Genomic DNA, 20,491 nt, shown 5'->3' with positions numbered 1-20,491 from the left:
TCCGTGAGCTTCACCGCACCGATCCAGCTTCCCGGACTCACCCTCGACCCACGTTGGTACCGGCGTTCGGTCTTCTACGAGGTCATGGTCCGCTCATTCGTGGACAGCAACGCCGACGGGGCCGGCGACCTGTCCGGACTGATCTCGAAGCTGGACTACCTGCAGTGGCTGGGCATCGACGCCCTGTGGATCCCGCCGTTCTTCACCTCGCCCCTCAAAGACGGCGGCTACGACGTCGCCGACTACCGCTCGATCCTGCCGGAGTTCGGCACGCTGGACGAGTTCAAGGAGCTCGTCACCAAGGCGCACGAGCGCAACATGCGGATCATCATCGACCTCCCGCTGAACCACACCTCGGACCAGCACGACTGGTTCCAGCAGTCCCGGGAGCACCCGGACGGCCCCTACGGTGACTTCTACGTCTGGAGCGACACCGACGAGAAGTACCCGAACATCCGGATCATCTTCACCGATACGGAGGAGTCGAACTGGGCGTTCGACCCGGTGCGCCGCCAGTTCTTCTTCCATCGTTTCTTCTCGCACCAGCCGGACCTCAACTTCGACAACCCCGCCGTGCACGACGCGATCTTCGATGTGGTGCGGTTCTGGCTCGACCTGGGTGTCGACGGATTCCGCCTCGACGCGATCCCCTACCTCTACGAGTCGGAGGACGGCAACGGCGAGGGCGAGCCGCCCACGCACGAGTTCATCAAGCGGCTGCGGGCCGTTGTCGACCGCGACTATCCCGGCCGCATCATGATCGCCGAGGCGAACCAGTGGCCGCGCGAGGTTGCGGCGTTCTTCGGCACCGAGGAAGAGCCGGAGTGCCACATGGCGTTCGACTTCCCGGTCATGCCCCGCATCTTCTATTCCCTGCGCTCGCAGCAGGCGGACGAGCTCGTGCGGGTGCTCTCCGAGACGACGGACATCCCGGACGGCGCCGGCTGGGGGGTGTTCCTGCGCAACCACGACGAGCTCACCCTCGAAATGGTGAGTGAGGAATACCGCCAGGCCATGTACGGCTGGTACGCCTACGACCCCAGGATGCGCGCGAACATCGGTATCCGCCGCCGGCTCGCTCCCCTGCTCGACAACTCGCGGGCCGAACTGGAGCTGGCCCACGCCCTGCTTTTCGCCCTGCCCGGCAGCCCGTTCCTGTACTACGGCGACGAGATCGGGATGGGCGACAACATCTGGCTGCCCGACCGGGACAGTTCGCGCACGCCCATGCAGTGGACCCCGGACCGCAATGCCGGCTTCTCCGACGCCGACCCGGGCAAGCTGTACCTGCCCGTCGTCCAGTCGCTCGTGTACAACTTCACCCAGACCAACGTCGAGTCCCACCTGGCCCAGTCCAATTCGCTGCTGCACTGGATCCGCAACGTCATCCACGTGCGGAAGGCGCACCCGACGTTCGGCCTCGGCGCGATCCGGGTGCTCTCCACCAACCACGAGTCCGTGCTGGCCTTCACCCGCGAATACGAGGGCTCGGGCACGCGGATGGGCGACCAGGCCGAGACGGTCCTCTGCGTCTTCAGCTTCGCTCACAACCCGGTGTCCTTCAAGATCGACGACGCCGACCTGGCCGGCACCCGGCTCTACGACATCTTCGGCGGTTCGGTCTTCCCGAGCTTCGACGACGACGGATCCCTGACCCTGACGCTCGGCGCCCAGAGCTTCTACTGGTTGCACTGCGGGTAGCGGCCGCAACGGTGACGTTCGAGGAGTGGCTGGCCGGGCATTGACGGTGGTCGGCCCTAGGCTTGCCCCATGAGCAACTGGAGCGACAGCCTGGCCGTGTTCGACCTCGAGACCACCGGCATCGACGTGGAGACGAGCCGGATCGTTTCGGCGACCGTGGCCGTGCTCGACGCCGACGGCGTCGTCCTGGAACGACTGGACTGGCTCCTGGACCCGGGAGTGGAGATCCCGCTTCAGGCGACGAACGTGCACGGCATCACGACCGCGCACGCCGCCCGGAACGGGCAGGATGCCGCCGGAGGCGTCGCAGAGATCGTCGCGGCGCTCCGCGCGCACCTGGCCCGCGGGCTCCCCCTCGTGGCGTACAACGCCCCCTACGACCTCACCCTGCTCAACCGGGAGTCGCTACGCCACGACGTGGCGCCGCTCCTGGCGCCGTCCCCCGTCGTTGACCCGCTGGTCATCGACAAGGCCGTCGATCGCTACCGCAAGGGCAAGCGCACCCTCGAGGTCACGAGCGCGTTCTACGGCGTGCTGCTGGAAGACGCACACGACTCCGGCGCGGATGCGATTGCCGCCGGCCGCGTGGCCCAGGCGATCGCGAAGGCGCACTCGAGCGCGCTGCCGGCCACCGGGCCTGAACTCCATGCGCTGCAGGTGGGCTGGAGCCAGCAGCAGGCCGACAGCTTCCAGGACTACATGCGCCGCGAACGCGACCCGAAGTTCGTCGCCGCCGGCGGCTGGCCGGAGCGCTGACCGGCAGGTCGTTCTTTCCCATCGCGCCGGTCGGCCACCTGGCGGTGGTACAGGTCATCGCCGGCTTCATGCTCCTGACGCTTGCCCTGTCGGAGCGGCCGCTCGACCCGCGGGCACGAAAAAGGGCGACCAGCCGAGGCTGGTCGCCCTTTTCAGAAGCTCGGTCTTATTTGCCGAAGCCCTTGTAACGGGTGTTGAACTTCTCGACGCGTCCGGCCGAGTCCATAATGCGCTGCTTGCCCGTGTAGAACGGGTGCGACTCGGAGGAGATTTCGACGTCGATCACCGGGTAGGTGGTGCCGTCTTCCCACTCGATCGTCTTCGAACTGGAAGTCGTCGAACGGGTAAGGAACGTCGCACCCGACGCGAGGTCGCGGAAGACCACGGGAGCGTACTGGGGGTGAATGTCAGACTTCATAAAGACTTCCTTGTTGCTGTTCGAATGATCACGAATGGTGGAGATGAAAAGTGCCGTCTCGCCGGTGAGGGCGAAAAAATAGCCTGGCCGCAAGGGCCAGCTACCGAGTTTAGCAGAAACGGGCCGCGATGGAGTCCAGCTGGTCAGACCGCGCGCGCCGCATAACGCCCGTGGTTCTCGGTGAGATCAATGGCGAGACCGAACGTCGCGCTCAGTGCCTCGGCGGTGAGCGCCTCGGCGAGCGGGCCGGCGCCCACGATTGCTCCGCCGGCAATCAGCAGCACGTGGGTGAATCCGCGCGGGATCTCTTCGACGTGGTGGGTCACCATGATGATGGCCGGGGCATCCGGGGCGCTGGCGTAGCCGCTGAGCAGGTGCAGCAGCTCCTCGCGAGCACCGAGGTCGAGGCTGGCCGCGGGTTCGTCGAGCAGGAGCATCTCCGGGTCGGTCATCACGGACCGGGCGATCTGTACCCGCTTCTGCTCACCGTCGCTGAGGGTGCCGAACTTGCGTTCGGCCAGGTGGTCGAGCTTCCATTCTGCGAGCACGCGCTGGGCGCGACGCTCGTCAATCGACTCGTACTCTTCGTGCCACCGCCCCGTGACCGAGTATGCGGCGGTCATCACGACGTCGATGACCCGCTCCGTCGCGGGGATCTTGCGGGCCATGGCCGTCGACGCGAAGCCGATCCGGGGGCGAAGCTCGAACAAGTCGGTGCCGCCCAGGGGCTCCTCGAGCACCTCGACCTTGCCGCTCGAGGGGTGCATCATGGCCGCGGCCATCTGCAGCAGCGTGGTCTTGCCGGCGCCGTTCGGGCCCAGGATGACCCAGCGCTGGTCGTCTTCAACACTCCAGTTCACTGAGTCGAGGATGGCAGTGCCACCTCGGACAACGGACACATCGGTGAGCTGAAGAACGTTGACCATGGCTCCATGCTATCCGCCGCGGTGGGGCCTCGGCACCCACCGCGCACCCACCGCGCACCCGCCGGGGGTCCGGCTACAGCAGGGACGCGTAGATCTCCCGGGTGCGGACGGCGATGGTGTCCCAGCTGAACTCCCGCTCCGCCCGGACACGTCCGGCTCGGCCCATTTCCGCCGCGCGTACCGGGTCGCTCAGCACTTCGGTGAGGGTCCTGGCGAGGTCGGCGACGAAGAGATCGGGGTCGAGCGGGGTGCCGGTGCCGTCCGTCGCCTGGTCGATCGGGACCAGCCGGCCCGTCTCTCCGTCGGCCACGACCTCCGGGATGCCGCCGGTGGCGGTGCCCACGACGGGCAGGCCGCAGGCCATCGCTTCGAGGTTGACTATTCCGAGCGGTTCGTAGACGGAGGGGCAGACGAAGACCGTTCCGGCAGTGAGCACGGCCGACAGCTCGTGCTGCGGCAGGAGCCGGTCGATCCAGACCACGCCGGAGCGCTGCTCCTGGAGCGCGCGCACTCCCGCGGTCACCTCCGCCATGATGCCCGGGGTGTCCGGTGCGCCGGCGCAGAGCACAAGCTGCACGTCCTCCGGCAGGGCTGCGGCCGCCCGCAACAGGTAGGGCAGGCCCTTCTGCCGGGTGATGCGCCCCACGAACACGACGGAGGGTCGATCGGGGTCGATGCCGAGCGCCCGAACGGTGTCGTGGTCGGTGGTCGGCTTCCAGCGTTCGAGGTCGATGCCGTTGTAGACGACCTGCACCCGAGACTCGTCGAGGGCCGGGTAGCTGCGGAGGATGTCCCGGCGCATGCCGTCGCTCACGGCGATCACGGCATCCGCTGCTTCGAATGCGGTCTTCTCGATCCAGCTCGACACTCGGTAGCCGCCGCCGAGCTGCTCGGCCTTCCACGGACGGAGCGGCTCCAGGCTGTGCGCCGTGACGACGTGCGGCACGCCGTGGAGGAGCTTGGCGATGTGCCCTGCCCCATTCGCGTACCAGGTGTGGGAGTGCACGAGATCCGCGCCCTGCACGTCCTGGGCCATCCTCAGGTCGACCCCGAGCGTGGCGAGGGTCGCGTTCGCGTCGGCGAGCTCCGCCGGAACTCCGTACGCGTGTGTCGAGGGCGCGTCACGGTCGCCGCCGAAGCAGCGCACCACGACGTCGATGTCGTGACGGAGCGCTCGGACGAGCTCGGCCACGTGCACACCCGCCCCCCCATAGATTTCGGGCGGGTATTCCTTGGTCAGCAGATCGACTCGCATGGAGTAAAACTAGCGCAGCGCCGAGGGTCACACACCACAGTCCGGGTGGTCGAGGCGAGCGGATGCCCCTACTGTGGGAACCATGGAGTCGAAGAAGAAGATCTTTGGAATCGTTCTCGCCGGCGGAGAAGGAAAGCGGCTCATGCCCCTGACCGAGGACCGTGCCAAGCCCGCCGTGCCTTTCGGCGGCCACTACCGCTTGATCGACTTCGCCCTGTCCAACCTGATCAACTCCGGGCTCACCCAGATCGTCGTGTTGACGCAGTACAAGTCGCACAGCCTGGACCGCCACGTCTCGCAGACGTGGCACGTGACCGGCGGCCTGTTCAACTCGTACATCGCCTCGGTTCCCGCCCAGCAGCGCCTCGGCAAGCGGTGGTTCAGCGGATCCGCCGACGCGATCCTGCAGAGCCTCAACCTGATCCACGATGAGAAGCCCGACATCGTCGTCGTCGTCGGAGCCGACCACGTGTACCGGATGGACTTCAGCCAGATGATCGCAGCGCACATCGCATCCGGCGCCCAGGCCACGGTCGCCGCCATCCGCCAGCCGATCGGCCTGGCCGACCAGTTCGGCGTGATCGAGGTCGACGCTGCGAGCCCCGACCGGATCAGGGACTTCCGCGAGAAGCCGAAGGATGCCGTCGGCCTGGCGGACAACCCCGACGAAGTGTTCGCCTCGATGGGCAACTACGTCTTCAACACGGATGCCCTGATCGAAGCGGTGCTGCGCGACGGCGAGAAGACCGACTCGAGCCACGACATGGGCGGGGACATCATCCCCGACTTCGTCTCCCGCGGCGAGGCCGGCGTCTACGACCTCAAGCTCAACGACGTGCCCGGCTCAACCGACCGCGACCGGTACTACTGGCGCGACGTCGGAACGATTGACTCGTTCTTCGAGGCCCACCAGGATCTCATCTCAGCGTTGCCCGTGTTCAACCTGTACAACCAGGCATGGCCGATCTTCAGCCAGCAGCTCAACTCCCCGCCGGCCAAGTTCGTTCGCGATGCGCGCGGCGCACTGGGAACGATGATCGACTCGATCGTGTCGCTCGGCAGCGTCATCTCCGGCGCGCACATCGAACGCAGCGTCCTGGGGCCGTGGGCCGCCGTCGATTCCGGCGCCGAGGTGGTCGATTCGATCGTCTTCGAACGCACGCAGATCAAGCCGGGCGCGACCGTTCGCCGGGCGATCCTCGACAAGGAAGTGATCGTCGAGGCGGGAGCCAGCGTCGGCGTCGACCGCGACCGGGACCTGGCCCGCGGCTTCAGCGTGACCAACTCGGGAATCACCGTCGTCGGCAAGGGCGTGCACGTTCACCCGTGACAACAAGGTTCCTGGTCGTTCTCGACGCCGACTCCACCCTGATCGAAGACGAAGTCATCGAGCTGCTGGCGGATGCCGCGGGCTCGCGCCCCGAAGTTCAGGCGGTCACCGAGCGCGCCATGCGTGGGGAGCTCGACTTCGCCGAAAGCCTGATCGCGCGGGTGAAAACCCTCGCGGGGCTGCCGACCAGCGTCTTCGCGGACGTCGGCCGGCTCATCCGCCCGACCCCGGGCGTGCACGAACTGATCGCCGGCCTGCATGCGCACGGCAGCCGCGTCGGCGTGGTCTCGGGCGGGTTCCACGAACTGCTCGACCCGCTGGCCGGCCTGCTCGGCCTGGACCACTGGCGTGCTAACCGGCTGGAGGTGGCGGACGGCCGGCTCACCGGCGGCCTCGTCGGCCCGATCATCGACGCCGAGGCGAAGGCCGCTGCCCTGCGGGAGTGGGCTGCCGCCGACGGCATCGCGCTCTCCCGCACGGTCGCGGTGGGCGACGGTGCCAACGACCTGCGGATGATGGACCCGGCCGGGCTGTCCATCGCCTTCAACGCGAAGCCGCTGGTGAAGGCCGGGGCCGACGTCGTGATCGATGTATGCGACCTCAGCCAGGTGCTCCCCCTGCTCGGCCTGCGCGGCTGAGCCTCGCCCACCCGCGGTGGGTCAGTGGCCCATTCCGAGGCCGCCGTCGACGGGGATGACCGCTCCGGAGATGTAGGAGGAGTCGTCGCCGGCGAGCCAGGTGACGACGCGAGCCACCTCGGTCGGGGTCGCGAACCGGCCGGCGGGGATGTTGCGCTTGTATTCGGCCTGCTGCGCCTCGGGAAGTTCGGCGGTCATGTCCGTCTCGATGAATCCGGGGGCGACGACGTTGGCGGTGATGCCGCGGGCGCCCAGCTCACGGGTGACCGACCGGGCCAGGCCGATCAGCCCGCTCTTGGACGCCGCGTAGTTGACCTGCCCGGCCGACCCGTAGAGGCCGACGACGCTGGAAATGAGCACGATCCGGCCGAAGCGGGCCTTGAGCATGCCCTTCGAGGCGCGCTTGACCACGCGGAAGGCGCCGCTGAGGTTGGTGTCGATGACCGAGGTGAAGTCGTCATCGGACATGCGCATGAGGAGCGTGTCCCTGGTGATGCCGGCGTTGGCGACGACAACTTCCACCGGGCCGAGCGCGGCTTCGATTTCGCGGAAGGCGGTGTCGATCGACGCGGAGTCGGTCACGTCGGCGCGCACGGTGAGGGTGCCGTCGGGTCCCGTGCCCGAGCGGGCGGTCACGGCCACGCGGTGGCCCTGAGCGACGAATTCCTCGGCGATGGCGAAACCGATCCCGCGGTTTCCTCCGGTGACCAGTACAGTTCGAGCCGTCGTCATGCGGTGATCCAATCTCCTGCCGGGCGAATGAAGAGGCGACCGGGGGGTTTCAGCTTAGAGCGTCAGCGCCTTCGCCCAACGAGACGTAGGCTGGAAAGGGCAGAACGTCCTCTGGCCGGAAGCGATGACATCCATGAAACAGCAGTCGATCACCTCACTGCCCCTCTCCCCTGAGGAAGAGCGGCGAAGCCGCATGGTCAAGTACTCGATCACCATGGGCATCCGGATCGTCTGCATCGTCCTGATGTTCTTCGTGCAGGGCTGGTGGCTGCTGGTCTGCGCCGTCGGCGCGATCGTGCTGCCGTACATCGCCGTTGTCATTGCCAACGTCCACGCCGATCCGCGGGGCTCACAGGTGCTGCGCCCGGGCGGAGTCGAGGTCTTCACACGCGACCGCCCCGAGGACGGCAAATGATCGGGTTCGGCACGCCCCCTGAACAGACCAGCTGTTCCCGGGCCGGATGCCGGACCGGGGCGACCTGGCGCCTGGACTGGCGCAACCCCCGCATCCACGCCGCCGGCCGGGTCAAGACCTGGCTCGCCTGCGACGAGCACGTCGACTACCTGCGCGAGTTCCTGGCCGCGCGTGACTTTCCGCTCACGGTCGAGCCGTTGACCGCCGACCCGTTGGCTGCCGACCCGTTGACTGTCGAAGCGCCGGCCGTCGCCCGGCAGCCGGAGGCGGGTGCGGAGTGAGCGGCTGGTCCTTCCTGCTCAGCCGGCGCTGGGCGGGCTATCTCGCCCTGACGATCGTTTTCGCTCTCGTGTCGAGCGGGCTGGGTGTCTGGCAGTTCGCGCGCCGGGCCGAGGCGCTCACCGAGATCTCCAAGATCGATGCGAACTACGATGCCTCGCCCGTGCCCCTGGCCGATGCGTTGCCGGACCTCGACTCGTTCGCGGAGACGCAGAAATGGCTCCCGGTGACCGTCACGGGCACCTATCTCGTCGAAGACCAGCTGCTCGTGCGCAACCGTCCACTGAACATCAACCCGGGATTCGAGGTGCTCACGCCGCTCCGGCAGGACGATGGGACCGTCTTCGTCGTCAACCGCGGCTGGCTGCCGACCGGGCAGAACCAGGATGCCCCCGACGCCGTGCCCGAGCCTCCCGTCGGCCAGGTCACGGTCGTCGCCCGGCTCAAGGCCGGCGAGCCGACCCTGACCGGGCGCACGGCCAGCGGCGACCAGATCGCCACGATCAACCTCGACGACGTCGCGGAGCGGCTGGACGCGCCCACGTACACTGGCGCCTACGGGCTGCTGGACACCGAGGACCCACCCGCCGCCGAGCGCCCGACCGCGGTGGTGCGCCCGATCCGGGACGAGGGTCCGCACCTGTCCTACGCCCTGCAGTGGTTCGTCTTCGCCCTGCTCGGATTCCTCGGTCTGGGCTGGGCCGCCCGCCAGGAGTTCCGCACGGTCAACATCGACGACCCGGCCGAGCGGGAACGCGCGAAGACACGCGCCCGTCGCGAGGCAGCGAAGCCGCGCGGCGACGGGGAGATCGAGGATGCCCTCCTCGACGGCACGCACTCACCGCTCTGACCTGGGCTGAACCCGCCTGACCGCCCATCCGAGGGTGATCAGGCGAGCGGGATCAGGCGAGGGTGATCAGGTCCAGGTAGTCCTTGTTCCAGTGGTCCTCGACACCGTCGGGCATGATCAACACCCGCTCGGGGTTGAGAGACTCGACAGCGCCCTCGTCGTGGCTGACCAGGACCACAGCGCCGGCGTAGTTGGCCAGCGCGTCCAGGATCTCGGCGCGGCTGGCCGGGTCCAGGTTGTTCGTGGGCTCGTCGAGGAGCAGCACGTTGGCGCCGGAGACGACGATCATGGCCAGCGCGAGCCGGGTCTTCTCGCCGCCGGAGAGAACCCCGGCCGCCTTGTGCGAGTCGTCGCCGGTGAACAGGAAGGAGCCGAGCACCTTGCGGGCTTCCATCTCGGTGATGCTGGGCGAGGAGGAAACCATGTTCTCGAGCACGCTGCGCTTGATGTCGATGGTCTCGTGTTCCTGGGCGTAGTAGCCGATCCGCAGGCCGTGGCCGGGTTCGATCTGACCGGTGTCGGGCTTGTCGACGCCGGCGAGCATGCGCAGCAGGGTCGTCTTGCCGGCGCCGTTGAGGCCGAGGATGACGACCTTCGACCCGCGGTCGATGGCCAGGTCGACGGCGGCGAAGATCTCCAGGGAGCCGTAGCTCTTGGACAGGTTCGTCGCCATCAGCGGGGTGCGACCGCACGGCGCGGGCTCCGGAAAGCGCAGCTTGGCGACCCGGTCGACGGCGCGCACGGCATCGAGGCCGGAGAGCAGCTTCTCGGCGCGGGCCACCATCTGGTGGGCGGATGCCGCCTTGCTGGCCTTGGCCCCGAATTTGGCGGCCTGCATTTGCAGCGTCGACGCCTTCTTCTCGGCGTTGGCGCGTTCCTTCTTGCGGCGCTCGGCGTCGGCCTCGCGCTGACGCTGGTAATTCTTCCAGTTCATGTTGTAGATGTCGATCGCCATGCGGTTGGCGTCAAGGTAGAAGACCCGGTTGACCGTGTCGCCGACGAGTTCGATGTCGTGGCTGATGATGATGCATCCGCCGCGGTAGTTCTTCACGAACTCGCGCAGCCAGACGACGGAATCGGCGTCGAGGTGGTTGGTGGGCTCGTCGAGGATCATCGTCTCGGCCGCGGAGAAGAGGATGCGCGCGAGCTCGATCCGGCGGCGCTGGCCTCCGGAGAGCGTCTTGAGTTGCTGGTCGAGGATGCGGTCGGGCAGGTTCAGGTTGCTGGCGATCGACGCGGCCTCTGCCTCGGCGGCGTAGCCGCCGAGGGCGTTGAACTGGTCGGTCAGGGTGCCGTAGGTGCGCATGGCCGCGGCGCTGACCTTCTCGTCATCGCTGGCCATGTCGAGGCTCGACTGGAGCATGCCGAGGGAGATGGTGCCGAGCCCGCGGGCGTCGAGGATGCGGGTGCGGGCGAGCATCTCCGGGTCGCCGGAGCGCGGGTCCTGCGGGAGGTAGCCGATCTCGCCGGAGCGTTCGATCTGCCCCTTCGTGGGCAGGGTCTCCCCCGCCAGGGTCTTGGTCAGCGTGGTCTTGCCGGCACCGTTTCGACCGACGAGGCCGATCTTGTCTCCGTTGGAAACGCGGAAGCTGACGTCCTCCATGAGCACGCGCGCCCCCACACGGATCTCGAGATCTTGCACGTTGAGCACAGCAATAGTCCGTTCAGAGGGGGGTAAAAAGTCGCCGGCCCAGTCGGGCCAACTATCCAGTATATTTGCTTGCCGCGTCCGCCTCGTACCCGACAGCTACGACAGGGTGGCTTTGAGGGTCTTTCCGAGCCATTCCCGGTAGGCCGAGGCCGACCAGCCGAGGTCGGTCACGAAGGACTCGTACACCTGCGGGTGGCCGAGGGCCCAGATCGCCGCGGCGGCCTCGTGGTCGCTCAGCCCGGCCCGTAGCCCGCGCCGGGCCCGGAGGGCCGACGCGGCCTCACCGTAATGGTGCAGCCGGCCGGCGGCGCGCCGGAGTTCGAGTTTCGCGACCTCCGGATCAACGGCGGTGGCCTGGCCGATCACGCGGAAGACGCCCGACTTTCGCGCATGCAACTCGGTGAACCAGTCCGCGAGAATCCGGATGATCTCCGGTGCGCTCACGGCGGCGGCCACCCGCCGGCGCATCACATCGGGGAGAAGGGCAGGGGCGTCCGGTCCGGCGGCGGCGAGATCGAGCACCGCGGAGAGCACCTCGGCCTTGTTGCCGATCGAGTTGTAGATCGTCTGGACCGCGACGCCGGCCTCGTCGGCGATCGCGCCGATCGAGGTGGCGACATAGCCGCGCTCGAGCATCAATCGGTGCGCGGCCAGGGTGATCGCCGCTCGAGTGGCCGTGGCCTGCACGGATCGGCGGATTTGCGCGGGAGTCGACGGTGCTGGCATGACACTTAGAGTACCGTTCTACTAGGTGTAAACCCATTCCACTCGGCGCCTCAGCCGCGACGGTGGCCGATCCAGGACGCAGAACGGCCCCGATGCGCGAACGCATCGGGGCCGTGAGGAACGGCGGGCGGGTGACGCCGGGCTAGACCGAGAAGCCGAGGGCGCGCATCATGTCGCGACCGTCGTCGGTGATCTTTTCGGGACCCCACGGCGGCATCCAGACCCAGTTGATCCGGAACTGGTCGACGACGCCGTCCAGGGCCTCGGCGGTCTGTTCCTCGAGCACGTCGGTCAGCGGGCAGCCGGCCGAGGTCAGGGTCATGTGGATGATGAGTGCGTCGTTCTCGTCATCCCAGCCGAGGTCGTAGATCAGCCCGAGGTCGACGACATTGATGCCGAGCTCCGGGTCCATGACGTCTTTGAGCGCCTCTTCGATTTCATCGAAGCGCGCAGGACTCAATGTGGAAGACATGCCCCTAGTTTACGTTCGTGTCGACGAGATAGCGATCGTAGCCCTCGTCTTCGAGGCGGTCGGCCAGCTCGGGACCGCCCTGCTCGGCGATGCGGCCGTTCACGAACACATGCACGAAGTCCGGCTTGATGTAGCGCAGGATCCGCGTGTAGTGGGTGATCAGCAGGATGCCCAGGCCGGTGTTCTCCTTGGCCCGGTTCACGCCCTCCGACACGATCTTGAGCGCGTCGACGTCGAGTCCGGAGTCGGTCTCGTCGAGCACGGCGAACTTGGGCCTCAGCAGTTCGAGCTGCAGGATTTCGTTGCGCTTCTTCTCGCCGCCCGAGAAGCCCTCGTTGACGTTGCGCTCGGCGAAGCTCTTGTCCATCCGCAGCCGGCTCATCGACTCGCGGACATCCTTGATCCAGGTGCGGATGGGCGGCGCCGTCCCGTCGATCGCCGTCTTGGCGGTGCGGAGGAAGTTCGTGACCGACACCCCGGGGATCTCGACGGGATACTGCATCGCGAGGAAGAGGCCGGCGCGGGCGCGGGTGTCGACGGTCATGGCGAGGACGTCTTCGCCGTCGAGCTGGATCGTGCCGCTCTCCACGTGATACTTCGGGTGGCCGGCGATCGTGTAGGCCAGGGTGGACTTGCCCGAGCCGTTGGGGCCCATGATCGCGTGGATCTCGCCCTCGTTGATGGTCAGGTTGACGCCCCGCAGGATCTGCGTGGTGCCCTGGTCGGTCTCGACGCTGACGTGCAGGTCTTTTATCTCAAGTACAGACATGAATTCTCTTTCGTTTTCCGGCGTTGCCGCCGGCAAGTCGGGGTGGCTAGACGGCCAGGATGACGGCGGGGTCGATGAAGACGAAACCGTCAACGAGTTCGACCTTGTAGACGGGAACCGGGTCGTAGGCCGGGAGGGTGAGCGCCTTGCCTGTCTTCAGGGAAAACAGGGAGCCGTGCGCCCAGCACTCGATGGATTCTCCCTCGACGAAACCTTCCGAGAGGGAAATGTCGCCGTGGGTGCAGGTGTCGCCGATCGCGAACACCGAGCCGGCAGAGTCGCGAACGACGGCGATGGGGATGCCGTCGATGTCGACCTTGACGGCCTGGTTCGGTTCGAGGTCGTCGAAGGCGCAGATCTGGGTGGACGCCATGATCAGTTCCCCTCCGAGACGGCCAGCTCGGCCTCGATGGCCGCGTGCAGCCGATCCTCGAGCGGTTTGGATCCGAGCTTCTGCACGATTTCGCTGAGGAAGCCGCGCACCACGAGCCGGCGGGCTTCGTCCTCGGTGATGCCGCGCGACTGCAGGTAGAACAACTGCTCGTCGTCGAAGCGTCCGGTGGCGCTGGCGTGACCGGCACCCAGGATGTCGCCGGTTTCGATCTCGAGGTTCGGCACGGAGTCGGCACGAGTACCCTCGCTCAGCACGAGGTTGCGGTTCTGCTCGTAGCTGTCGGTTCCGCTGGCGCCCGGGCCGATGAGCACGTCGCCGATCCACACGGTGCGCGCGGCCTTGCCCTGCAGTGCGCCCTTGTAGGTCACCCGGCTCCGGGTGTGCGGCGCGATGTGGTCGACGTAGACCTGCTGCTCGAGGTGCTGGCCGGCGTCGGCGAAGTACAGGCCCAGGAGCTCGGTGTCCGAGCCGGATCCGGCCAGGTGCACGGCCGGGTTGACCCGCACGATGCTTCCGCCGAGCGAGACCACGATGTGCTTGAGGCGCGCGTCGCGTCCGATGGTCGCGAAGTGGCTGGCCAGCTGGACCGCGTCGGCGTTCCACTCCTGCACGGTGATGACGGTGAGGTTCGCCGAGTCGCCGAGGATGATCTCGACGTTCTCGGTGATCCGGGCGTCGCCGCTGTTTTGCAGGATGACGGTGGCGTGGCTGAACGGCCTGGCCTCGATGATCGTGTGGGCCGCCCGCGGAGCGGAGCCGAGGTTCTCACGGGTGAGCGTGAGAACCTTCTCGTCCTCACCGGTGACGGTGATCGCGAGGGCGCGCTCGAAGCTCGTCCAGGCGTTGGCCGAGGCACGTTCCTCCGGCAAGCCGGCGGTGCCGATCCGGGGGTCGCCGCGATCGACCCAGTCGACGGTCACGCCGGGCGCATCCGTGACGGAGTAGTCGTAGACCGACCCGTCGAGCTCGCCGGCGGTGAGGTCAGTGAACCTGGCAACGGGCGAGAACTTCCAGACCGCCTCGCGGCCGGTGACGGCTGCGAAGTCGGCGACGTTCACACTCTTGAACCGCGCGGAGCGGGTCTGCACCGGCACATAGCCGAACCGGCCGTCCGAGTGTTCCTTGATTCCGTGCTGTTCGGCTGTGGGCATTGCGGGTGAAACGGGATTCAGTTTTGCAGAGGCGACGGACATCTAACCGACGGATCCTTCCATGCCCATTTCAATGAGCTTGTTGAGTTCAAGGGCGTACTCCATCGGGAGTTCCCTGGCGATGGGTTCGATGAAACCGCGCACGATCATGGCCATGGCCTCGTCTTCGGGCATGCCGCGGCTCATCAGGTAGAACAACTGCTCTTCGCTGACCTTGGAGACGGTGGCCTCGTGCCCGAGCTGCACGTCGTCGACGCGGATGTCGATGGCCGGGTAGGTGTCGGAGCGGGACTTCGTGTCGACCAGGAGCGCGTCGCAGCGCACCGTGTTGGCCGAGTGGTGCGCGCGCACGTCGACCTTCACCTCGCCGCGGTAGGCCGAGCGGCCACCGCCGCGGGCGACCGACTTGGACACGATGGAGGACTGCGTGTACGGCGCCATGTGGATCATCTTGGCGCCGGCATCCTGATGCTGGCCGGGGCCGGCGAAGGCGACGGACAGGGTCTCGCCCTTGGCGTGCTCCCCCATCAGGTAGATCGACGGGTACTTCATGGTGACCTTGGAGCCGATGTTGCCGTCGATCCACTCCATGGTGGCGCCGGCGGCCGCTGTGGCACGCTTGGTGACCAGGTTGTAGACGTTGTTCGACCAGTTCTGGATCGTCGTGTAGCGGACGCGGGCGTCCTTCTTCACGATGATCTCCACCACGGCGGAGTGCAGCGAGTCCGAGGTGTAGATGGGCGCGGTGCACCCCTCGATGTAGTGCACGTAACTGCCCTCGTCGGCGATGATCAGCGTGCGCTCGAACTGGCCCATGTTCTCCGTGTTGATCCGGAAGTAGGCCTGCAGCGGGATCTCGACGTGGACGCCGGGCGGAACGTAGACGAACGACCCGCCGGACCAGGCCGCGGTGTTCAGCGCGGCGAACTTGTTGTCGCCGGAGGGAATGACCGTGCCGAAGTACTCCTCGAAGATCTCCGGGTGCTCCTTGAGCGCGGTGTCGGTGTCCATGAAGATGACGCCCTGGGCGGCGAGGTCCTCGTTGATCTGGTGGTAGACCACTTCCGACTCGTACTGGGCGGCGACACCCGAGACGAGGCGTGAGCGCTCGGCCTCCGGGATGCCCAACTTCTCGTAGGTGTTCTTGATGTCGTCGGGCAGGTCTTCCCAGGTCTGGGCCTGCCTCTCCGTGGACCGCACGAAGTACTTGATGTTGTCGAAGTCGATCCCCGAGAGGTCCGCGCCCCAGGTGGGCATGGGCTTGCGTTCGAAGAGCTCCAGCGCCTTGAGGCGTCGCTTCAGCATCCACTCGGGTTCGCTCTTGATGTTCGAGATGTCGGTGACGACTTCAGGCGAAATGCCGCGCCGGGCGGATGCGCCCGCGGCGTCGGAGTCAGCCCATCCGAACTCGTAAGTGCCGATCCCCTCGAGGTCGGGTCGGTCTAGCAGAACGTCAGACATTTTTACCTCTTCTCCCATTCACAACAACCCGGATATCAGTCCGGTCATTCCCGGACACGCCTCCAGAGGAGGCCCTGTCGGGGAATGGGTTGTGTGGACGGCTACGTTGCGTACCTAAGATATTCAAGACCCTCGCCACGCTGCTTTGCCGCTTTACGGGCAACACGAGTGAATCCATGAAACCCTGATTCTACAGCGTTCGGGTGGCATTTCCAGTGACTACCGGCGTTTACACATGAGCCGACAAACCGAAAGCTGACCCACGTGAGCCGAATTTCCGCCTGGCTGCCCACCCGCGTTGACGGGCGCATCCGCTTCTTCGCGTGGCTGAGCCTCGTCACCGAGATCGTGATCGTCGGAACGGGCGGCGCGGTGCGGCTGACCGCATCGGGGCTGGGCTGTCCGACCTGGCCGACCTGCACCGCCCAATCCCTCGTACCGACGCCGGAGATGGGCGTCCACGGCGTGATCGAGTTCGCGAACCGCCTGATGACGGGCGTCGTGGGCCTCGTCGCGATCGCCACCTTCGTGCTGCTGTGGCGCATCCGCCGGGAGCGGCGCGATCTGTTCGTGCTCGCCCTCGTGCTGGCCCTCGGGGTGCTCGTCCAGGCCCTCCTCGGCGGAGTCACCGTGCTCACCGGCCTGAACCCGTTCATCGTCGGCCTGCACTTCATCGTGTCGTTGTTGATGGTGTGTGTCGCGACGGTGCTGGTCTACCGCACGACGACGACGCCCGGACCGCGTCGGCGCGTCGTGCCGACCTGGTTCGCGCGGCTGGCCCACGCCACCAGCGCGGTGGTGGCGATCACGATCGTGGTGGGCGTGGTCACCACCGCATCCGGGCCGCACTCCGGGGACTCCGACGCGGTCCGGTCCGGATTCGACGCCGAGCTGTTCGAGCACCTCCATGCCTGGCCGGCCTACGTCACGCTGCTGCTGACGGTGACGCTGCTCGCGGCGGCGGTCATCCGGGGTCTGCCGGTCGCCGGCTGGGCCGTTGGGCTGCTCGGGATCGAGGCGATGCAGATCATCATCGGGCTGGTCCAGGCCCGGACCGGCCTGCCCCCGGTGCTCGTCGGCAGCCACATGGTGCTGGCCTGCGTCCTCGCCGCGGTGATGACGGCGCTGATCCTGCACCTGAGGGCCCCTGTCGCCGAGACGGATGCCTCCCCGGCGTCGGCCACGGCATCCGCTGCCGGCACCGCGCGCAGCTAACGGTTCCCGCTGGCCCGCGCGCGGCCGGAGCGACGGCGGCTAGAAGGGCAGCAGCGGGTCGACGCCGACGGCGACGAAGAGCAGCGTGAGGTACGCGATCGAGCCGTGGAAGACGCGCATCGGAGAGACGTGCTCGTGCCGGATCGCCAGGTTGTAGAGGCGGTGGGTCTCGTAGATGAACCAGCCGCCGGTCACCAGCGCGACGAAGGCGTAGAGCAGGCCCATGTCCGCGACGGGGATGAGCAGCAGAGAGCAGGCGACCGTCGCCCAGGCGTATAGGATGACCTGCAGGCCGACCTGGGCGCGCCCGCGCACCACGGCGAGCATGGGCACGCCGGCGGCCTGGTAGTCGGCGCGGTACTTCATCGACAGCGGCCAATAGTGCGGCGGGGTCCAGAGGAAGATCACCGCGAACAGGATGAACGGCGGCCACGACAGGTCGCCGGTCACGGCGGCCCAGCCGATCAGCACGGGCATGCAGCCGGCCACGCCGCCCCAGATGATGTTCTGGGCCGTGCGGCGCTTGAGGATGATCGTGTAGAACACGACATAGAGCAGGATGGCCGCCAGCGAGAGCACCGCAGCCAGCCAGTTGGTGAACGCCCAGAGCCAGACGATGGAGGCCGCGCCCAGCACCCAGGCGAGGATGAGCGCCTCACGGTCGCTGACCTCCCCGGTCACCAGCGGCCGATCCTTCGTGCGCTTCATCAGCCGGTCGATGTCACGGTCGAGGTAGCAGTTGAACACGCCGGCCGAACCGGCGCTCAGCGCGCCACCGATCAGCGTCGCCAGCACCAGCCACAGGCTGGGGATGCCGCCGGCCGCCAGGATCATGGTGGGCGCGGTGACGACGAGCAGGAGCTCGATGATCCGAGGCTTGGTCAGGGCGACATATGCCTTCAGGGTGCGGCGGATGGTGCGCGGTCCGCTCTCGCGGCGGGTTTCTACGGCGACGTCCATTGCTCCTCTTACGGTTCTGCTGGCTCGGTCAATTCTAGGCCATGCCGGACGGCCGGGCGGGAGCGTCCGCGCCCCGCCCGGCGGCCGGGGCTGCCGTCATCCCACGACACACGGGAATGCCGCATCCCTATACTGAACATGCCCGCCAGTCACGTCGATTGTCCGCGTGGATCGGCCCCGCCGAACCACACGCGCACGCGTGAGGCCGATGAAGTCCACGGGCGCGCCAACCTCAGCAGGAGCAGGTCCGTGACGACCTGCCCTCGTCGCTTCCAGAAGGGTCCTTTCAAAGTGGCAGCATTGCAGTGGAATTCCATCGACAACACGGCCATCGACACGGCCCGTCTGCTTGCCGCGGACGCCGTGGAGAAGGTCGGCAACGGGCATCCGGGCACCGCCATGAGCCTGGCCCCGGCAGCATACCTCCTGTTCCAGAAGGTCATGCGGCGCGACCCGGCCGACAACGCCTGGCTCGGCCGCGACCGCTTCGTGCTCTCCGCCGGCCACAGCTCGCTCACCCAGTACGTCCAGCTCTACCTGGGCGGTTACGGCCTCGAGCTCGATGACCTCAAGGCGCTCCGCACCTGGGGCTCGAAGACTCCCGGCCACCCGGAATACGGCCACACCGACGGCGTCGAGATCACGACCGGCCCGCTCGGGCAGGGCCTGGCCTCCGCCGTGGGCTTCGCCTACTCCGCGCGGTTCGAGCGCGGCCTGTTCGATCCGGATGCCGCGGACGGCACGAGCCCGTTCGACCACTTCGTCTATGTCATCGCCGGCGACGGCGACCTGCAGGAGGGCCTCACCGCCGAGGCATCCTCGCTCGCCGGCCACCAGCAGCTCGGCAACCTGATCACCATCTACGACAGCAACCAGATCTCGATCGAAGACGACACGAACATCGCGTTCACGGAAGACGTCGCGGCGCGCTACGCCGCCTACAACTGGCACGTGCAGACCGTCGACTGGAAGAAGACCGGTTCGTACGTCGAGGACGTCGCCGAGCTCCACTCCGCGATCGAGGCGGCCCAGGCCGTGACCGACCAGCCGTCGCTGATCATCCTGAAGACGATCATCGGCTGGCCCAGCCCGAAGAAGCAGAACACCGGCAAGATTCACGGATCCGCGCTGGGCGCCGAGGAACTCGCCGGTGTCAAGACGGTGCTGGGATTCAACCCGGACAAGAACTTCGAGGTCGCGGACGACGTGATCGAGCACACCCGCAAGGCCCTCGTCCGCGGTGCGGACCAGCACGCCGAGTGGAACACGCGCTTCGATGCCTGGTCGGCGGCGAACCCCGAACGGAAGCAGCTGCTGGACCGCCTGCTCACCGGCGAACTGCCCGACGGGCTCGACGAGGCGCTCCCGGTCTTCCCGGCCGGCACCGAGGTCTCCACCCGGGCCGCATCCGGCAAGGTGCTCGGCGCCCTCGGCTCGGTCATCCCCGAGCTCTGGGGCGGCTCCGCCGACCTCGCCGAATCGAACAACACCACGATCGAGGGCGCCGCGTCGTTCGTTCCGAGCGAGCACAGCACCGGCGCGTGGACCGGCAACAAGTACGGCCGCGTGCTGCACTTCGGCATTCGCGAGCACGCGATGGCCGCCATCCTGAACGGCATCGTGTTGCACGGCAACACTCGCCCGTTCGGCGGGACCTTCCTGATCTTCAGCGACTACATGCGCCCGGCGATCCGCCTCGCGGCGCTGATGAAGGCGCCGTCGATCTTCGTCTGGACGCACGACTCCGTCGCTCTCGGTGAAGACGGCCCCACCCACCAGCCGATTGAGCAGCTCGCGACGCTCCGCGCCATTCCGGGCCTCGACGTCGTGCGTCCGGGCGACGCCAACGAGGTGAGCTGGGCCTGGAAGACGATCCTCGAACGTCGAGGCGGTCCGGCCGGCATCGTGCTGACCCGCCAGAACATCCCCGTGTTCGAGCGCGGCGACGGCGACGCATCCGGAGACACCTTCGCGTCGGCCGCGAACGTGGTCCGGGGCGCCTACGTCCTGGCCGAGGCCCCCGGCGGCACCCCCGACGTGATCCTGATCGGGACCGGCTCGGAGGTGCAGCTGGCCGTCAACGCCCGCGAGGCGCTCAAGGCCGACGGCATCAACGCCCGGGTCGTGTCGGCGCCCAGCCTCGAATGGTTCGAGGAGCAGACCGCCGAATACCGCGAGTCGGTGCTGCCGAAGTCCGTGACCGCGCGGGTATCGGTTGAGGCCGGAATCGCGCTGACCTGGGGCAGGTACGTCGGCGACCGCGGCCGCAGCGTCTCCATCGAGCACTTCGGTGCCTCGGCGGACTACAAGACCCTGTTCCGCGAATTCGGCATCACCACGGATGCCGTGGTCGCCGCCGCCAGGGAATCCCTCGCAGCGCTCTGAGCGCGCC

Annotated in this window: 21 protein-coding genes; 9 read left to right on the top strand and 12 right to left on the bottom strand. The window is 67.4% G+C overall.

The annotated features are described in order from the left end of the window. Positions 1-3: 3 nt before the first annotated feature. Entirely contained in the window at positions 4-1,701 is a 1,698-nt protein-coding gene (gene treS, locus E3T33_RS03125) for a maltose alpha-D-glucosyltransferase (RefSeq protein ID WP_092321953.1), read from the top strand. Between the two features lie 69 nt (positions 1,702-1,770). Beyond that, complete coding sequence (locus E3T33_RS03120; protein ID WP_134574715.1) at positions 1,771-2,457, top strand: 3'-5' exonuclease; 687 nt, start codon at positions 1,771-1,773, stop codon at positions 2,455-2,457. A gap of 166 nt (positions 2,458-2,623) precedes the next feature. On the opposite strand, the gene E3T33_RS03115 is transcribed toward E3T33_RS03120, so the two are convergent. From E3T33_RS03115 to glgA, 3 genes are all read right to left on the bottom strand, one after another. Further along, positions 2,624-2,875, bottom strand: a complete 252-nt coding sequence (locus tag E3T33_RS03115; protein WP_092321955.1) for a type B 50S ribosomal protein L31 — start codon at positions 2,873-2,875, stop codon at positions 2,624-2,626. A gap of 143 nt (positions 2,876-3,018) precedes the next feature. After that, the gene (locus E3T33_RS03110; protein ID WP_134574714.1) at positions 3,019-3,801 is read right to left on the bottom strand and encodes an ABC transporter ATP-binding protein; all 783 of its coding nucleotides are present in this window, start codon (positions 3,799-3,801) and stop codon (positions 3,019-3,021) included. 73 nt (positions 3,802-3,874) lie between these two features. After that, entirely contained in the window at positions 3,875-5,056 is a 1,182-nt protein-coding gene (gene glgA / locus E3T33_RS03105) for a glycogen synthase (protein WP_134475076.1), read from the bottom strand. Between the two features lie 82 nt (positions 5,057-5,138). On the opposite strand from glgA, the gene E3T33_RS03100 reads away from it, so the two are divergent. Together E3T33_RS03100 and serB are read left to right on the top strand one after the other, a co-directional pair. Continuing rightward, a complete protein-coding gene (locus E3T33_RS03100; protein WP_092321959.1) occupies positions 5,139-6,386 on the top strand; it encodes a glucose-1-phosphate adenylyltransferase in 1,248 nt (415 codons plus the stop codon). Further along, positions 6,383-7,024 carry a phosphoserine phosphatase SerB gene (serB, locus tag E3T33_RS03095; protein WP_092321960.1) on the top strand — a complete coding sequence of 214 codons (642 nt, stop codon included), beginning with the start codon at positions 6,383-6,385 and terminating at the stop codon, positions 7,022-7,024. Before E3T33_RS03100 ends, serB begins: the two co-directional genes overlap by 4 nt. 21 nt (positions 7,025-7,045) lie before the next feature. Here the strand turns inward: serB and E3T33_RS03090 are convergent, their stop codons facing one another. Then, entirely contained in the window at positions 7,046-7,756 is a 711-nt protein-coding gene (locus E3T33_RS03090) for a beta-ketoacyl-ACP reductase (protein WP_134574713.1), read from the bottom strand. Positions 7,757-7,889: 133 nt separating this feature from the next. On the opposite strand from E3T33_RS03090, the gene E3T33_RS03085 reads away from it, so the two are divergent. From E3T33_RS03085 to E3T33_RS03075, 3 genes are read left to right on the top strand one after another with little or no spacing between them, the layout of a single operon-like run. Next, positions 7,890-8,171, top strand: coding sequence for a DUF3099 domain-containing protein (locus E3T33_RS03085; RefSeq protein ID WP_092322122.1), 282 nt, complete (start codon positions 7,890-7,892; stop codon positions 8,169-8,171). Then, a complete protein-coding gene (locus E3T33_RS03080) occupies positions 8,168-8,452 on the top strand; it encodes a hypothetical protein (protein WP_241982805.1) in 285 nt (94 codons plus the stop codon). The genes E3T33_RS03085 and E3T33_RS03080 overlap by 4 nt, the downstream gene beginning before the upstream one ends. Then, entirely contained in the window at positions 8,449-9,300 is an 852-nt protein-coding gene (locus tag E3T33_RS03075) for an SURF1 family protein (RefSeq protein WP_092321963.1), read from the top strand. Before E3T33_RS03080 ends, E3T33_RS03075 begins: the two co-directional genes overlap by 4 nt. A gap of 52 nt (positions 9,301-9,352) precedes the next feature. Here the strand turns inward: E3T33_RS03075 and E3T33_RS03070 are convergent, their stop codons facing one another. The 7 genes from E3T33_RS03070 to sufB form a co-directional block, all read right to left on the bottom strand. Beyond that, on the bottom strand, positions 9,353-10,951 hold the full coding sequence (locus E3T33_RS03070) for an ABC-F family ATP-binding cassette domain-containing protein (protein ID WP_092321965.1): 1,599 nt from the start codon (positions 10,949-10,951) through the stop codon (positions 9,353-9,355). A 96-nt stretch (positions 10,952-11,047) separates the two neighbouring features. Then, positions 11,048-11,677 (bottom strand): TetR/AcrR family transcriptional regulator, encoded by a 630-nt coding sequence (locus E3T33_RS03065; RefSeq protein ID WP_134574712.1) that lies wholly within the window; start codon positions 11,675-11,677, stop codon positions 11,048-11,050. A 142-nt stretch (positions 11,678-11,819) separates the two neighbouring features. Further along, positions 11,820-12,149, bottom strand: coding sequence for a metal-sulfur cluster assembly factor (locus E3T33_RS03060; RefSeq protein WP_092321968.1), 330 nt, complete (start codon positions 12,147-12,149; stop codon positions 11,820-11,822). A gap of 4 nt (positions 12,150-12,153) precedes the next feature. Beyond that, positions 12,154-12,918: a Fe-S cluster assembly ATPase SufC gene (gene sufC, locus E3T33_RS03055; RefSeq protein ID WP_134574711.1), complete on the bottom strand. Its 765-nt coding sequence runs from the start codon at positions 12,916-12,918 to the stop codon at positions 12,154-12,156. Positions 12,919-12,964: 46 nt separating this feature from the next. Continuing rightward, the gene (locus E3T33_RS03050) at positions 12,965-13,291 is read right to left on the bottom strand and encodes a non-heme iron oxygenase ferredoxin subunit (protein ID WP_092321971.1); all 327 of its coding nucleotides are present in this window, start codon (positions 13,289-13,291) and stop codon (positions 12,965-12,967) included. A 2-nt stretch (positions 13,292-13,293) separates the two neighbouring features. Further along, positions 13,294-14,463, bottom strand: a complete 1,170-nt coding sequence (sufD, locus tag E3T33_RS03045) for a Fe-S cluster assembly protein SufD (RefSeq protein WP_092321972.1) — start codon at positions 14,461-14,463, stop codon at positions 13,294-13,296. Between the two features lie 42 nt (positions 14,464-14,505). Then, positions 14,506-15,924 (bottom strand): Fe-S cluster assembly protein SufB, encoded by a 1,419-nt coding sequence (gene sufB, locus E3T33_RS03040; RefSeq protein WP_092321974.1) that lies wholly within the window; start codon positions 15,922-15,924, stop codon positions 14,506-14,508. A 264-nt stretch (positions 15,925-16,188) separates the two neighbouring features. Here sufB and E3T33_RS03035 point away from each other — a divergent pair, with 264 nt between their 5' ends. Then, entirely contained in the window at positions 16,189-17,139 is a 951-nt protein-coding gene (locus tag E3T33_RS03035) for a COX15/CtaA family protein (RefSeq protein ID WP_092321975.1), read from the top strand. 39 nt (positions 17,140-17,178) lie between these two features. On the opposite strand, the gene E3T33_RS03030 is transcribed toward E3T33_RS03035, so the two are convergent. Beyond that, entirely contained in the window at positions 17,179-18,099 is a 921-nt protein-coding gene (locus E3T33_RS03030; RefSeq protein ID WP_092321977.1) for a heme o synthase, read from the bottom strand. 291 nt (positions 18,100-18,390) lie between these two features. On the opposite strand from E3T33_RS03030, the gene tkt reads away from it, so the two are divergent. Beyond that, on the top strand, positions 18,391-20,484 hold the full coding sequence (tkt, locus tag E3T33_RS03025; RefSeq protein WP_134574710.1) for a transketolase: 2,094 nt from the start codon (positions 18,391-18,393) through the stop codon (positions 20,482-20,484). Positions 20,485-20,491: the final 7 nt, after the last annotated feature.

Origin of the sequence: Cryobacterium sp. TMT1-2-1, from assembly GCF_004403955.1 — a bacterium.
Lineage (GTDB): Bacteria > Actinomycetota > Actinomycetes > Actinomycetales > Microbacteriaceae > Cryobacterium > Cryobacterium psychrotolerans.
This window is presented reverse-complemented; position numbering and strand designations above follow the sequence as displayed.